Consider the following 13,290-nt stretch of genomic DNA (forward strand, 5'->3'; position numbering starts at 1 on the left):
GGGGTGTGGCTGCCGGAACAGGCGCGCGATTGTATAGAGAACTCGAAAGCGCGGGCGATGTGTCCGGCTGCCGGTCGCGTCCATTAGCATCGCGCGGCGCCGCTGGAGGGGGTGGCGCTGGCCGGCCATTGCCCTTTTGGCGGCGCGGGCCATCCGATCATTCGACAAAAGAAAGCAAGTCTTGAGCAAAAAAGCAGCAGTATTGGGCGTCCTGGCCGCAGCCATCGCGGTCGCCTACGGTGGCAGCACCTGGTGGGCCGGTTCGCAGGTCAAGTCGCGTTACGACACCGCATTCGAAGAACTTCCGAAGCAGACCGCGCTGGTGCGGGTGGTCGAGCGCAGCTACGAGCGCGGCTTCCTCGGTGCCGTGAGCACCGTGACCCTCGAAATCGGCTGCGCGCCCGACGCCGCAGCGGCCGCCGCCGCGCAGAAACCCGCCGCCGGCGAGGAACCCGAGGAAGAGCCGGAGGAAGAAGCCGAAGCCGCGCCGCCCAAGCCGCTGCGCTTCACCATCCGCGACACCATCCACCACGGCCCGCTGGCCGGCGGCACGCTTGCCGCGGCCACCATCGACAGCGAACTGGTGCTCGACGCCAAGACCCAGGCCGACGCGAAGAAGCTGTTCGGCGAGGCCAAGCCGCTCACGGCCCGCACCAAGGTCGCCTTCAGCGGCGCCTTCACCAGCGACCTGAACGTGGCGCCCGCCAGGCTCGCCGAAGACGGCAAGGGCCAGATGGCATGGCAGGGCGCGCAGCTGCGCATGGACGTGAACGCCGCGCGCACCCAGGTGCGCTACGACCTGACGATGCCCGGCTTCGACTTCAACGACACCCGCAGCGGCCTGACCATGAAGATGGGCAAGCTCACGGCCAAGGCCGACATGGACAGCAGCGCCGGCTGGTTCCTGGCCACCGGCAAGACCGAGGGCCGCCTCGACACGCTCGAATTCGCCGCGCCCAAGGGCCTGGGCGCCGGCGACGGCGACGACACCACGCCGCGCAAGCCGCTGCCGACCGTGCTGCTGCAGGGCATCGACCTGGTGGGCGGCGCGAGCATCAAGGACGGGCTCTACGCGTCCGAAGGCACCCTCAAGGGCGCCGGCAAGATCGGCGCCACCAGGATCGACAGGTTCGAGCTGACCAGCAGCGCGCGCCGCATCCATGCCGCCGGCTACAAGAAGCTGGCCGACGCCTGGATGCAGTCGAGCGCCGCCAACGGCTGCGGCAAGGGCGGCAGCAAGGCTTCACAGGCCGCCATGAGCGCGCTGGTGGAACAGCTCTCGCCGGACCTCAAGGCCATGGCCAAGTACGGCCCCGAAGCCGGCATCGACAAGGTGCTGGTCGAAATCGACGGCAAGCGCGGCGAACTCGGCTACACCGCCAGCATGGCCGGCGTGACCGACGAGGACCTGCAGCTGCCCGGCACCGCGCTCCTGCTCAAGCGCGGCGTGCTCAAGGCCAATGCGCGCCTGCCGATGCAGTGGATCGAGAAACTGGCCGCAACCGGCGCCGAGAGCGGCCAGACGCCCCCGCCCGAAACCGTGGCGCTGCTGGTCACCCAGGGCGAGCAGAGCGGCTTCGTGAAGCGCGACGGCGACGACGTGACCGCCCAGGTCGAGTTCAGCGACGGCAACCTGAAGGTCAACGGCAAGCCGCTGGGCGGGCTGGGCAAGTAGCAGGGTATGTCTCCTTCCCCCAGCGGGGGAAGGAGCAAGTCAGGGCTTCAGACCAGGCACTGCTCCAGGCCCTGCTCCAGAATCTCGCGCGGCAGCTCGATGCCGATGAACACCATGCGGCTCTGGCGCGCCTCGTCCTTGCCCCACTCGGGGCCCAGGTCGCTGCCCATGAGCTGATGCACGCCCTGGAAGATCACCTTGCGCTCGGTGCCCTTCATGTTCAGCACGCCCTTGTAGCGCAGCATGCGAGGGCCGTAGATGTTGACGATGGCGCCCAGGAAGTCTTCCAGCTTGGCCGGGTCGAACGCACGGTCGGCCTTGTAGACGAAGCTCTTCACGTCGTCGTCCGTGTGGTGATGGTGGCCGTGCCCGCCTTCGTGCTTGTGCGAGGGATGGTCGCAGTGCTCGCCATGCGCGTGGTCATGGTCGTGATGGTCGTGGTCGTCTTCCTTGAGGAAGTCGGGGTCGATGTCGAGCTTGGCGTTCAGGTTGAAGCCGCGCAGGTCGAAGATGTCCTTCAGCGGCACGTCGCCGAAGTGCGCCTTCTGCTGCGGCGCGCGCGGGTTCATGTGCTTGAGGCGGTGGATGAGCGCCTCGGTCTCCTCGGCCGACACCAGCTCGCTCTTGCTGATGAAGATCTGGTCGGCAAAGCCCACCTGGCGGCGCGCTTCCTGGCGGTCGTTGAGCTGCTGCGGCGCATGCTTGGCGTCGACCAGCGTCAGGATCGAGTCGAGCAGGTAGCTCTCGGCGATCTCGTCGTCCATGAAGAAGGTCTGCGCCACCGGGCCGGGATCGGCCAGGCCGGTGGTCTCGATCACCACGCGGTCGAAGTCCAGCAGGCCCTGGCGCTTCTTGGCGGCCAGCAGCTGCAGCGCCTCGCGCAGGTCTTCGCGGATGGTGCAGCAGACGCAGCCGTTGCTCATCTGCACGATCTGCTCCTTCGACTCGGTCACCAGGATGTCGCTGTCGATGTTCTCTTCGCCGAACTCGTTCTCGATGACCGCGATCTTCTGGCCGTGGGCCTCGGTCAGGATGCGCTTGAGCAGCGTGGTTTTGCCAGAGCCGAGAAAGCCGGTGAGGATGGTCGCGGGAATGAGGGCCATGTGGGGAGTGCTCCGGAAGCGGAAAACAGGAAAAGGGGCGAAAAAAGACTTGGCCGGCAGTTTAGCCAATGCCACTGAGTTGCGTTGCCGGCAGGGTCAAGCCGGCTTGCGGACCACCACCAGGCCCTTCAGGTACTCCCCTTCCGGGAACTCGATGGTCATCGGATGGTCGGGCGCCGCGCCCAGCCGCTCGGCGATGTAGCCGTCCACGCCCGCGTCGATCCCGGCCGAGGCCACGATCTTGTGGAACAGGTCGGCGCTGATGCCGCCCGAGCAGGAGAACGTGAGCAGCACGCCGCCCGGCTCCAGCAGCTTGAGCGCGAGCCGGTTGATGTCCTTGTAGGCCCGCGCCGCGCGTTCGGCATGCGCCGCAGTGGGCGCGAACTTGGGCGGGTCGAGCACGATGGCGTCGAAGGTGCGCCCCTGGTCGATGAACTCGCGCAGCACCGTGTTCACGTTGGCGTCGAGGAATTCGGTCTCGATGCCCTGCCCCTCGAAGCCGTTCAGCGCCAGGTGGCCGCGCGCGCGCTCCAGCGCCGGCAGCGACGAATCGACCGACACCAGCTGCGCGCCCTGCAGCGCATTCGCGGCCTTCAGGCCCGAGAGCGCCGCGACGGTGAAGCCGCCCGTGTAGCAGAAGCAGTTCAGCACGCGCCGGAAGCGCCGGTGCTGCGCCAGCTCGGCAAAACGCTGGCGGCTGTCGCGCTGGTCGAGGTAGAAGCCGGTCTTGTGGCCGGTCGCGATGTCGAGCGACAGCTGCCAGCCGTGCTCGCGAATGACGATCTCGGTCGGCCCGTCGCCGCGCAGCCAGCCGGTGACCGGCTTCAGGCCTTCGCGCTCGCGGCCGCTGGCGTCGGAGCGCTCGTAGAGCTTGGCGAGGCCCGTGGCCTTGAGCAGCGCGTCGGCCAGCACGTCTTTCCAGCGCTCCACGCCGGCCGACAGAAACTGCGCCACCAGCGTGTCGCCGTAGCGGTCGACGATCAGCCCCGGCAGGCCGTCGGCCTCGCCGTGCACCAGCCGCACGCCGTCGCTCTGCAGGTCGAACAGGCCGCGCGCGGCCACGGCGCGGGCGCACACCGACGCGAGGAAGGCGGCGTCGATGCGCTGCGTCTCGACGAAGCTCCAGGCCCGCGCGCGGATCTTCGAGACCGGGCTGAACGCGGCCCACGCCAGGAAGGCGCCGTCGTGCGACTCGACGCGCACCGTCTCGCCGGAATCGGCACCGCCGCGCGCGATGGCGGATTCGAAGACCCAGGGGTGGCGGCGCTGCATCGAGCGCTCTTTGCCGGGTTTGAGGCGAAGGGTTTTCATTGGTTGTTGTTGCTTACTTGTCGTTCTCCGGCCTGGCCTTGGCGCGCGGATGCGCGGCGTCGTAGGCCTTGGCCAGATGCTGGAAATCCAGCCGCGTGTAGACCTGCGTGGTCGAGATGTTGGCGTGGCCGAGCAGCTCCTGCACCGCGCGCAGGTCGCTGCTCGACTGCAGCACGTGGCTGGCGAAGGAATGCCGCAGCATGTGCGGATGCACCGGCGCCGCGAGGCCGGCCTTGAGGCTGCGTTCGCGCAGCAGCTTCCACACCGCCTGCGACGACATCCGCACGCCCTTGGCGCTGATGAAGAGCGCGGCGGCGGCCTGCGGGTCGCGCAGGTGCGAGGTGGCCAGCGCGGCGCAGTCGCCGCGCACCGTGAGCCAGTCGCGCACCGCCTCCGCCGCCTTGCTGCCCATCGGCACGATGCGGCGCTTGCTGCCCTTGCCGAGCACGTTGGCGTCGCCCGCGTCCAGGTCGACCCAGCCGCGCGCCGTGCTGCTCGCCTGCGCGTCGAGCCCCGTGAGCTCGCTCACGCGCAGGCCGCAGCCGTAGAGCATTTCGACGATGGCGCTGTCGCGCGCCTCGGTCCAGGGGTCGGCCTCGGGGTCGTACAGCTCGGCCAGGCGCACCGCGTCGTCCACGCCCAGGGCCTTGGGCAAGGGCTTGCCGGCCTTGGGCGCATGCACGTCCTGCACCGGGTTGAAGCCGACCAGCCCTTCATGGCCGAGCCAGCGGTAGAAGCTGCGCCAGCAAGACAGCACCAGCGCAATGCCGCGCGGCTCGCGCCCCGCGCCGTGCAGCTGCGCCATCCAGCGGCGGATGTGGGCGGTCTGCACGCGGTCCAGCGGAAGCTTCGCCTCGGCAGCGTGGTCGGTCAGCGACTTCAGGTGGAAGGCGTACAGCTCGACCGTGCGAGCCGCGAGCCGGCGCTCGACGCGCACATGCTCGAGGTATTTTTCGACCCAGCCGGAATCTGCGGAAACGGCCGGCGTCGCGGGCCCGGAGGGCTCAGAAGAGGAAGCCACGGAAGACATTGTTCACGATGGCCGCCGGCTCGCGCAACGCGCCCTTCGAAAACGGCCCCAGCGCGTTCCAGCATGACGTGGGCGCCGCCGCGTACTGCACGTCGAAGATGCGGTCGAAACCGCTCATCTTCACCAGGCGCTCGACGCGCCACATGTGGAACGGTTCCGACACGATGACCACGCTGCGCACGCCGGCCGCCTCCAGCAGCGGGCGCGACAGCGAAAGATTCAGGCGCGTGGAGGTGGAAGCGGGCTCCAGCAGCACCGGCCCGGCGTAGCCCGCGGCCACGGCGCGCTCCTGCATCGCGATGGCCTCCGTGCGGCCGTCTTCGGAATCCACGCCGCCCGAGAAGGCGAGCTGCTTCACGAGGCCGGTCCTGGCCATCGCCACCGCGGTGTCGACCCGCCCCGAGAGGCAGGGGTGCGGCTTGCCGTCCAGGTAGGCGCGGCTGCCGAGCACCAGGGCGGCGTCGGCCGCGCGCTGCGGCGGGTTGGCCAGCAGCGCTTCGGCCTGCCGCCAGATGAACGCGCCGATGGCCGCGTACACCAGCGTCCCGGCCAGCAGCCCGCCGAACAGCAGGACCTGCCAGGGCCGCCGCAACCAGCGCGGGCGGCTCAAGGACGCAGCCGCGACAGCCCGCCCGACGCCAGCTCGGCGATGCGCTCGAGGAAGTCGGTGCCCATTTCGGAGTTGAAGCGCTGCGCGTCGGGCGACGCCAGCACCAGCATCCCGAAGGCCGGCGACTCGGCGTCTGCGCGCAGCGGAATCAGCGCGATCGACATGGCCGACTGCGGCTCCGGCAGCCAGTTCGCCGCCTCGAAGCCCGAATTGAGCCCGCAGTACGGCGAGGTCAGCGAGGTGGCCAGCGCCTTCACGTCGTCGCTCACCCACTGGGCATAGGCCTCGTTGAGGTATTCGCTGCTGCAGTCCCACACCTTGATGGCCGTCTGCGGCACCAGGAACAGCGACTGCAGGTCGACCGCGATGCGGTACGGCAGGCTGCGCGGGTCGCGCGTGGTCAGCAGGCCGCTGGTCCAGCGCTGCAGGCGGTCGGCGATGACGACGTTCTCGGTGCCGTGGCGCACCATGTCCATCAGGCGATGCTCCAGCGCCTTGATCTTTTCGCGCAGCATCTCGGCCTGGCGCTCCTGCAGGCTCACGGCGCGGTTGCCGTGCGGGCTGGTGAGCTGCACCTGCGCCAGCAGCTGGGCATGGCGCTCGAAGAAGTCCGGCGTGTTCGCCAGGTAGTTGGCGATGTCGTCTTCGGTGATCGGGTTCATGGCGTTGGCGTCGTTGATGTTCGTGAAGTTGGTCGTCATGGCAGCTCCGGCACCTCGATGTCGCCCTCGAACACCGTGGTGGCCGGCCCCGTCATGAGCACCGGCTGGCCTTCGCCCTGCCATTCGATGGTGAGAATGCCGCCGTGCGTCTGCACGTCGACCCGGCGGTCCAGCAGCCCCAGGCGAATGCCCGCCACCACCGCCGCGCAGGCGCCGGTGCCGCAGGCCAGCGTTTCGCCGGCGCCGCGCTCGAACACCCGCAGTTTGATGTGCGCGCGGTCGACCACCTGCATGAAGCCCGCGTTCACCCGCTGCGGAAAGCGCGGGTGGTGCTCGATCTTCGGGCCCTGCTCGGCCACGGGCGCGGTGTCGACGTTGTCGACCACCTGCACCGCGTGCGGGTTGCCCATCGACAGCACCGCCAGCGCGACGATGGCGCTGTCGGCGTGCGTGCCGAGCGCGAGGTGCCAGGTTTGCCAGCCGCCGTCGGGTTGCGGGTCGAGCCCGGCCGTGTCGAACGGCACGCGCGCGGTGTCGAAGACCGGGGCGCCCATGTCGACCGTCACGCGGCCGTCGGCGCCCATGCGCGGCTCGATGACGCCGGCCAGCGTCTGCACGCGCACGGTGTCTTTTTCGGTCAGCTTGTGTTCGCTGACGAAGCGCATGAAGCAGCGCGCGCCGTTGCCGCACTGCTCCACTTCGCCGCCGTCGGCGTTGTGAATGACATATTGGAAGTCGACCCCCTCGGCCGGCGAAGGCCGCACCGTGAGGATCTGGTCGGCGCCGACGCCGAAGTGGCGGTCGGCCAGAAAGCGGTATTGCGCGGCGCTGAGGCCCAGCGTGCCGCGCGTTTCGTCCAGCACGACGAAATCGTTGCCGGCTCCCTGCATCTTGGTAAAGCGGATTCGCATCCGGGGATTATCGCCACCGGCACTGTCCCTGACGACCGCGGGCCCAAGCCGCCCGCGCTACAGCGCCAGGAAGTGATGCACCTCGGGCTTCCCCGGCCCGATGTGAAAGCGCAGCGCCTCGCCCTGCAGGTCGGCGTCGGCCTGCGACACCCGGTGGTGCTGGCGCAGGTGCTCCGCCCAGGATTCGACGAGGAACCACTCCATCACCCGCTCGGCGTCGGCCGTGTGCTCGTGCAGGCCCCAGGCGTAGGCGCCGTCGCGGCGGCGTTCGAGAGACAGGCGCTTCATCGCCTGCAGGAAGGCCGGACGGTCGTCCTTGCGGATGCGGTATTCGATCTGGATCATCACCGGCCCGCGGTCGTGCGCCACCGGCTCGGCGAGCAAAGGCTCGGGCCAGTGGTTCGACGCCTGCAGGTCGGCCTCGCCGGAGGGCAGCCGCACGCGGTGGAACACCAGCCCGACCACCACCAGCCCCACGGCCCCCGCCACCAGCGTGGCCGGCACGCCGACCTGCTGCGCCACCAGGCCCCAGCCCAGGCTGCCGGCCGCCATCGCGCCGTTGAACACCGTGAGGTACACGGCCAGCCCGCGTCCGCGCACCCAGTTGGGCAGGATCGACTGGGCCACGCCGTTGAGCGTGGTCAGCGCAATGATCCAGCCCAGGCCCAGCAGCAACAGCAGCAGCACCGCCAGCCACTTCGGCGGCGCGAAGACCAGGCTGCCCATCACGGCGGCCGTGAGCAGCGCGGCCAGCAGCAGCATGCCGTCGGCGTCGAGCCGGGCACGCAGGCGCGGCATCACCAGCGCGCCGCCGATGGCGCCCGCCCCCACGGCGCCGAGCAGCACGCCGTAGAAGCCGGCGCTGCCGCCGAGCATCTGGCGCGCCACCAGCGGCAGCAGCGCCCACACCGAACTGGCGAACAGGAAGAACACCGCCGCGCGCAGCAGCACCACGTGCAGCTCCTTGCTGGCCCGCGTGTAGCGCAGGCCGGCGCGGAAGGCGCCGAGAAAGTTCTCCGACAGCCCGCCGTCGGCAGGCGCCGGGCGCTTCCACCACAGCAGCGCGGCGATCACGAACACATAGCTCAGCACGTCCACGCCGTAGGTGGCCGCCGCGCCGAAGCTCGCAAGAATCAGCCCGCCAGCCGCCGGCCCGATGGAGCGCGCGATGTTGATGCCCAGCGAGTTCAGCGCCACCGCGCCCTTGAGGTCCGAACGCGGCACCAGCTCCGGCACGATCGACTGCCAGGTCGGCCCCATCAGCGCCGCGCCGATGCCGCCCACGAAGGTCAGCACGATCAGGTATTCGACCGTGAGCGCGCCGGTGTGCGAAAGCACCAGCAGCGTGCCGCTGACCGCCGCCAGCACCAGCTGCACGAAGATCAGGAAGCGCCGCCGGTCGAGGATGTCCGAGAGCACCCCCGCCGGAATGGCGAGCAGGAACACCGGCAGCGTGGCCGCCGTCTGGATGAGCGCCACCGCCGTCGGGTTGGCCGACAGGTCGGTCACCAGCCACGAGCTGGCCACGTCGCGCATGAAGCTGCCGATGTTGCCGAGCACGGTGGCGGCCCAGAGCACCGCGAACACCGGATGGCGCAGCGGCGCGAAGGCGCCGGACCGGGCCGCCGGCGCGACCGCGCCGTGAGAGTTGTCAGGCATGGGCACGCTCCTTCAGGTCATGCCAGGCAACCAGCAGGAAACCGCCGGCCAGGCCCAGGTGTTCGAAGAAGGCGTTGGCCGCCATGAAGCGCTCCTGCCCGAGCGGCATCTGCCAGAAGCGCAGCGCCACGAAGGTCGCCATCAGCGTGAAGCCGCCGAGCGCCAGCGCGCCCAGCCAGCGCAGCCGCCCCGCGAGGATCAGCGCCGAGGCGCCCAGCTCCAGCACGATGACCGCCACGGCCAGAGGGCCGGCGGGCGACAGGCCGAAGTGGTTCATCTCGGCGAGGGCCGCGTCGAAGTCCATCGCCTTGTTCAGCCCGCCCTGCAGGTAGGCGGCGCACAGCAGCAGCAACGCGATCCAGCGCAGCGCGGGCGAGGTGGTCCAGCGCGTCGCCATCACACCGCCCAGCAGGCGCAGCCGAGCGCGCCCCAGAAGCTCTTGAGGTCGGCCACGGGCAGCTTGCTGCTCCAGGCCGTGGCGTGGCCGTGGCCGTGCACGTTGCAGTTGTTGGCGCAGCCGCAGGACGCAGCAGCGTTGCGCAGAACCTTCTGCAGCGGCGCGCCCTCCTTCTTGTCGGCCCAGCCGGCGTAGCCGCCGAAGGTGCGCGCGGGCGACCAGTCGGGCATGGCCGGGGGCACCGAGCCTTCGTCGTGCGCTGCGAACACGCCGGCGCCGTAGACCACCTTGCCGCCCACCATCGTGAGCAGTGCCGTGGTGTCGGCGATGTCCGATTCGGCGCAGGCGAAGAAATCGCGGTCGGGCACCACCAGGTCGGCGAGCTGGCCGGCCTGGATGCGGCCCTTCTTGCCCTCCTCGTTCGAGAACCAGGTGACGTTCTCGGTCCACATGCGCAGCGCCTGTTCGCGGTCGAGCAGGTTGCGCTGCGGCGTGATCTGCAGGCCGCCAACGGTCTTGCCCGTGACCAGCCACGACAGCGACACCCACGGGTTGTACGAAGCCACGCGCGTCGCGTCGGTGCCGGCCGAGACCTTCAGGCCGCGCTCCAGCATGCGCTTGACCGGCGGCGTGGCCTCGGCCGCGGCGGCGCCATAGCGCTCCACGAAGTATTCGCCCTGGTAGGCCATGCGGTGCTGCACGGCCACGCCGCCGCCCAGCGCGGCGATGCGGTCCATCGACTTCTCCGAAATGGTCTCGGCATGGTCGAAGAACCAGTTCAGGCCGGCCAGCGGCGTGTCTTTGTCGACCTTCTCGAACACGTCGAGCGAGCGGCTGATGGTCTCGTCGTAGGTGGCGTGCATGCGCCAGGGCCAGCGGTTCTGCGCCAGGATGCGCACCACACCCTCCAGGTCGCCTTCCATCTCGGGCGCCATCTCCGGGCGCGGCTGGCGAAAGTCCTCGAAGTCGGCGGCCGAGAACACCAGCATCTCGCCGGCGCCGTTGTGGCGGAAGTAGTCGTCGCCCTGCTTGTATGTGGAGTTGGCGGTCCAGTTCAGGAAGTCGTCCTTTTCCTGCTTGGGCTTCTGCGTGAACAGGTTGTAGGCCAGGCGGATGGTGAGCTGGCCGTCGTCGGCGAGCTTCTGGATCACTTCATAGTCGTCGGGGTAGTTCTGGTTGCCGCCGCCCGCGTCGATGGCGCCGGTCACGCCCAGGCGGTTGAGCTCGCGCATGAAATGGCGCGTGGAATTGAGCTGGTAGTCGAAGGGCAGCTTCGGGCCCTTGGCCAGCGTGGCGTAGAGGATGGCCGCGTTCGGCTTGGCCAGCAGCAGGCCGGTGGGGTTGCCGGCGCTGTCGCGCACGATCTCGCCGCCGGGTGGCGCGGGCGTGTCCTTGGTGTAGCCCACGGCGCGCAGCGCGGCGCCGTTGAGCAGCGCGCGGTCGTAAAGGTGCAGGATGAACACCGGCGTGTCGGGCGCCACCGCATTCAGTTCCTCGATGGTCGGCAGGCGCTTTTCCGCGAACTGGTGCTCGGTGAAGCCGCCCACCACGCGCACCCACTGCGGCGCGGGGGTGATGGCCACCTGCCGCTTGAGCATGCCCATGGCGTCGGCCAGGCTGCGCACGCCGTCCCAGCGAAGCTCCAGGTTGAAGTTCAGGCCGCCGCGAATGATGTGCAGGTGGTTGTCGATCAGCCCCGGCAGCACGCGCTTGCCCTGCAGGTCGATCACGCGGGTGGCGCCGCCGGCCAGCGGCAGCACGTCTTCGGCGCGGCCGACACGGGTGAAGCGGCCGTCCTTGACGGCCACGGCGTCGGCCACCGGGTTGGCGCGGTCCAGCGTGGTGAAGCGGCCGTTGTGCAGGATCAGGTCGGGCGGGGTCGTCATGTTCTCAGCCATGGCGGGTTTCCTTGTTGGGGGTTTCGGCGGCGGTCTGGGCGGGCAGGCACTTCGGCAGTTCGCCGAACACATGCGGCTTGACCTGGTGGTGCAGCCACGAGGTGGCCACGGCGTCGGGCTTGAACACGCTCTTGATGAGCGGGGGGATCTGCTCGCCGAGCAGTATCCCCAGAAGCCCCACCAGGGCGATGACCGGCGGCGCCGGCGAGCGCACCTGGAACAGTGCGTAGATCACGCCGACCAAGAGGCCGAGCGCAAGCGACAGGACATAGGGCTTCATCTGGTTCACCCCCCGCTTTCAGCCTTCGTGCGCGCCGAACATGGTCTTGGCGTAGGTCACGCCCAGGCCGTAGGCGCCGCCCACCTTCTTCGCGATGCCGGTGGTCAGCTCATAGGTGTCGCCGCGGGCCCAGTCGCGCTGCAGCTCGAGCAGGTATTGCAGCGAGGTCATCGGCTGCGCGCCGGCCTGCACCATGCGCTCCATCGCGCGGTTGTGCGCCTCGGCCGACACGTCGCCGCAGGCATCTGCGATCACGTACACCTCGAAGCCCTGGTCCAGCGCCGACAGCGCCGGCCCGACGATGCACACGCTGGTCCACAGGCCCGACAGCACGATGCGCGGCTTGCCGATCTGGTTGACGCGATCGATCACGGCGGCGTCTTCCCAGGTGTTCATCGAGGTGCGGTCGAGCATCTTCTGGCCGGGGAACGCGTCGGTGATCTCGCTGAACATCGGGCCCGAGAAGCTCTTCTCGGCCACGGTCGTGAGGATGGTCGACACGCCGAAGCCGGCCGCCGCCTGCGCCACCAGCGCGGCGTTGTTGCGCAGGTTCACGGCGTCGATGGAATGCGTGGCAAAGGCCATCTGCGACTGGAAGTCGATCATCACCAGCGTGTGATCGGTGGGCGTGAGCAGCTTGGAACCGGCGGTGGGGGTGGCTTTGATGGACATGGAAAAGCTCCTGGGCTTGAGTTGACGTTCGATTGAATTCACAATTGCGTTCGGAGGGAATCTCCTTGGCATGGGCTGAATCATCGGGCTCCCACTCACTGTCATCGACGAAACTTTTCACCGTCAATGATCGAATTTTTCGATCTTTCTTTTTCGACAAGGACCGCCGCATGCTCAAACTCAGCCTGGAAGCCATCGAGGTGGTCGACGCCATCGCGCGCCACGGCTCCTTCGCCGCCGCCGCCACCCGCCTGAACAAGGTGCCCTCCACCATCTCGTATGCGGTAGGCAAGCTCGAGGAGCAGCTCGGCATGCTGCTGTTCGAGCGCAACGGCCCGCGCGTCACGCTCACCGCCGCCGGCGAAGAAATGCTCAAGGAGGGCCGCTGGCTGCTCAGCGCCGCGAACGATCTCGAATCGCGCATGCGGCAGATCGCCACCGGCTACGAGTCGGAGCTGCGGCTGGTGCACGACTCGCTCATTCCCACGCAAGCGCTCATCGACGACATCCGCGCCTTCGAAGACCTGCGCTGCGGCACGCGGCTGCGCATCGGCTGCGAGGCGCTCACCGGCAGCTGGGAGGCGCTGCGCGAGGGGCGCGCCGACATCGTCATCGCCGCGGGCGACGGGCCGGCCGGCGGCGGCTACCAGGCGGTGACCGTGGGCAGCCTCGACTTCGCGTTCTGCGTGGCGCCTTCGCACCCGCTCACGCGGCTGGGCCGGCCGCTGCAGCGCGGCGACCTGCTGGAGTGCAACGCCATCGTGGTGGGCGACAGCGCGCGCACACTGTCGGAGCGCACCGTCGGCCTGCTGGCCGGCCAGCCGCGCATCACCGTGCCGTCGATGCCCGCGAAGATCGCCTGCCAGGTCGCCGGCCTGGGCCACGGCTTCCTGCCGCGCGCCTGCATCCTGGGCGAGCTCAAGCGCGGCACGCTGGTCGAACTGCCCACCGAGGAACCGCGCCCGCCCGAAGCCTTCTGGCTGGCCTGGAAGACCGGCGCGCAAGGCCAGGCGCTGCGCTGGTGGCGCGAGCGGATGAACCGCACGCTGGTGCCGGCGCTGCTGCCGCGCTCGGCGTTCTGA

General features: G+C 69.4%; 13 protein-coding genes. 2 read left to right on the forward strand and 11 right to left on the reverse strand.

The genetic code is table 11. The annotated features are described in order from the left end of the window. The first annotated feature begins 181 nt into the window (after positions 1–181). Entirely contained in the window at positions 182–1,675 is a 1,494-nt protein-coding gene (locus AC1RVW_RS19225) for a YdgA family protein (RefSeq protein WP_493201807.1), read from the forward strand. A gap of 47 nt (positions 1,676–1,722) precedes the next feature. On the opposite strand, the gene AC1RVW_RS19230 is transcribed toward AC1RVW_RS19225, so the two are convergent. The 11 genes from AC1RVW_RS19230 to AC1RVW_RS19280 form a co-directional block, all read right to left on the reverse strand. Then, the gene (locus AC1RVW_RS19230) at positions 1,723–2,778 is read right to left on the reverse strand and encodes a CobW family GTP-binding protein (protein ID WP_081271346.1); all 1,056 of its coding nucleotides are present in this window, start codon (positions 2,776–2,778) and stop codon (positions 1,723–1,725) included. A gap of 96 nt (positions 2,779–2,874) precedes the next feature. Beyond that, on the reverse strand, positions 2,875–4,089 hold the full coding sequence (locus AC1RVW_RS19235) for a class I SAM-dependent rRNA methyltransferase (protein ID WP_493201809.1): 1,215 nt from the start codon (positions 4,087–4,089) through the stop codon (positions 2,875–2,877). A 13-nt stretch (positions 4,090–4,102) separates the two neighbouring features. After that, a complete protein-coding gene (locus tag AC1RVW_RS19240; protein ID WP_493201811.1) occupies positions 4,103–5,110 on the reverse strand; it encodes a tyrosine recombinase XerC in 1,008 nt (335 codons plus the stop codon). Then, a complete protein-coding gene (locus tag AC1RVW_RS19245; protein WP_493201813.1) occupies positions 5,094–5,729 on the reverse strand; it encodes a YdcF family protein in 636 nt (211 codons plus the stop codon). Before AC1RVW_RS19245 ends, AC1RVW_RS19240 begins: the two co-directional genes overlap by 17 nt. Beyond that, positions 5,726–6,430, reverse strand: coding sequence for a DUF484 family protein (locus AC1RVW_RS19250; protein ID WP_493201815.1), 705 nt, complete (start codon positions 6,428–6,430; stop codon positions 5,726–5,728). The genes AC1RVW_RS19245 and AC1RVW_RS19250 overlap by 4 nt, the downstream gene beginning before the upstream one ends. Continuing rightward, positions 6,427–7,302 carry a diaminopimelate epimerase gene (dapF, locus tag AC1RVW_RS19255; RefSeq protein ID WP_081271353.1) on the reverse strand — a complete coding sequence of 292 codons (876 nt, stop codon included), beginning with the start codon at positions 7,300–7,302 and terminating at the stop codon, positions 6,427–6,429. The genes AC1RVW_RS19250 and dapF overlap by 4 nt, the downstream gene beginning before the upstream one ends. 57 nt (positions 7,303–7,359) lie before the next feature. After that, positions 7,360–8,961, reverse strand: a complete 1,602-nt coding sequence (locus tag AC1RVW_RS19260) for an MFS transporter (protein WP_493201817.1) — start codon at positions 8,959–8,961, stop codon at positions 7,360–7,362. Further along, a complete protein-coding gene (locus AC1RVW_RS19265; RefSeq protein WP_493201819.1) occupies positions 8,954–9,358 on the reverse strand; it encodes a DoxX family protein in 405 nt (134 codons plus the stop codon). Before AC1RVW_RS19265 ends, AC1RVW_RS19260 begins: the two co-directional genes overlap by 8 nt. After that, on the reverse strand, positions 9,358–11,244 hold the full coding sequence (locus AC1RVW_RS19270; RefSeq protein ID WP_493201858.1) for an amidohydrolase: 1,887 nt from the start codon (positions 11,242–11,244) through the stop codon (positions 9,358–9,360). Before AC1RVW_RS19270 ends, AC1RVW_RS19265 begins: the two co-directional genes overlap by 1 nt. A gap of 4 nt (positions 11,245–11,248) precedes the next feature. Beyond that, the gene (locus AC1RVW_RS19275; RefSeq protein ID WP_081271399.1) at positions 11,249–11,536 is read right to left on the reverse strand and encodes a DUF1427 family protein; all 288 of its coding nucleotides are present in this window, start codon (positions 11,534–11,536) and stop codon (positions 11,249–11,251) included. Between the two features lie 18 nt (positions 11,537–11,554). After that, on the reverse strand, positions 11,555–12,208 hold the full coding sequence (locus tag AC1RVW_RS19280) for a hydrolase (RefSeq protein ID WP_081271356.1): 654 nt from the start codon (positions 12,206–12,208) through the stop codon (positions 11,555–11,557). A 170-nt stretch (positions 12,209–12,378) separates the two neighbouring features. Between AC1RVW_RS19280 and AC1RVW_RS19285 the strand changes: the two genes are divergently transcribed. Beyond that, positions 12,379–13,290 (forward strand): LysR family transcriptional regulator, encoded by a 912-nt coding sequence (locus AC1RVW_RS19285; protein WP_081271357.1) that lies wholly within the window; start codon positions 12,379–12,381, stop codon positions 13,288–13,290.

It is taken from the genome of Variovorax sp. MPBD4-3 (assembly GCF_058809745.1).